Below are 1,366 nucleotides of genomic sequence, written 5' to 3' on the forward strand. Positions count from 1 at the left end.
GTCCCCTCACCTACCCTATTACTATGATTGTCAACGGGTACTTATAAGCTAAGACCTATTTTAATAGGCTATCCTTAGATTAGCTGCATCTCCTTGACGAGAAACACTGTAATTAGTTATAATCAGGGAACAATAGCTTACCCGTACTTGTGGTGAGCGGAAAAAGTTATCTCAGGGATGAAGTAGTCCCCTACAGAACCACTAACATCGGGTAATGCCGAAAAATACTGATTAACTAATGTTTTCACTATGTTTAATCGTTTAGTATCTTTTAAATCCTTAGAAGGCCATGAAGGTGAGGTTAAATGTCTAACTTTTTCCCAAGATGGTAAATTTTTGGCTAGTGGAGATAACGAGTTAACTGTTATTGTTTGGGATTGGCAAAAAAATCAAAAATTTAGTTTACAAGGACATGAAAAAGCCGGTTGGTGGGACAAGGGAGTTAATTCTGTTGCTTTTAGTCCCTGTCAAGGATTTTTGGTTAGTGGAGGAGATGATCAAACCGTAAGAATTTGGTCACTGGAAACTAAAGAATTAATCTCTACCTTAACGGGACACCAAGACAAAGTTACAGCAGTAGCTGTTCATCCCGATGGGGAAATTATTGCTAGTGGCAGTGAAGATAAAACGGTGAAAATATGGTCAGTAAAAACTGGAGAAATTCTGGCCACATTACAAGGTCATAGCGATAAAGTCCTAACAGTTAAATTTAGTCAAAATGGTCAACTTTTAGCCAGTGGTGGCGGCGAAAATGACAAAACGGTAATCATTTGGAATCTGGGAGAAAAGAGCAGTATTACCTTAAAAGGTCATTCCGATTGGTTTGGAGGTATTTTATCGGTAGATTTCGGCAGTAATAACAAATTTTTAGCCAGTGGCAGCAAAGACAAAACTATTAAAATCTGGGATATTAAAAGAGGTACAGAGGTAAAAACTCTCAGCGAACATAGTGATCATATCAATTCAGTTAGTGTTAGTCCTAATAATCAACTATTAGCCAGTGGTGGTGATGATAAAAGCTTAAAATTATGGGATTTAAAAGCAGGAAAAGCGATTATTTCTATTCCCCATCCCCAGAAAATCTATTCGGTTTGTTTTAGTCCCGATGGTAATTATATCGCCACGGCCTGCCAAGACAAAATCGTGAGAGTTTATGGCACTTCCGAACTACAATCTTTAGCAAGTTGAGCAATCTTTGAGCGGGTGCATCTCATTTTTGTAAATCTACTAAGTTGGGATTTTTAAAGGGAAACTATCTGCCAAAATTGATCGTTACTTCCGATTTTATTACTCAATCCAAGCTTTTGGGGGGTAGAACCCCCCAAACCCCTAGGGTTGATTCATCGTAGGGTTGATTCATGAATCA

At 38.2% G+C, this 1,366-nt stretch carries 1 protein-coding gene; it reads left to right on the top strand.

Features of this window, described 5'->3' with window-relative positions; translation table 11 throughout:
• Window positions 1-249: 249 nt before the first annotated feature.
• Entirely contained in the window at window positions 250-1,188 is a 939-nt protein-coding gene (locus tag PX636_RS16430) for a WD40 repeat domain-containing protein (RefSeq protein WP_288117869.1), read from the top strand.
• Window positions 1,189-1,366 lie beyond the last annotated feature (178 nt).

Origin of the sequence: Microcystis sp. M53598_WE2, from assembly GCF_030067735.1 — a bacterium.
GTDB lineage: Bacteria > Cyanobacteriota > Cyanobacteriia > Cyanobacteriales > Microcystaceae > Microcystis > Microcystis aeruginosa.

Bases quoted from the DNA above. Each gene is read 5' to 3' on its own strand.
- PX636_RS16430 (WP_288117869.1), top strand. From the start codon at position 250: ATGTTTAATCGTTTAGTATCTTTTAAATCCTTAGAAGGCCATGAAGGT.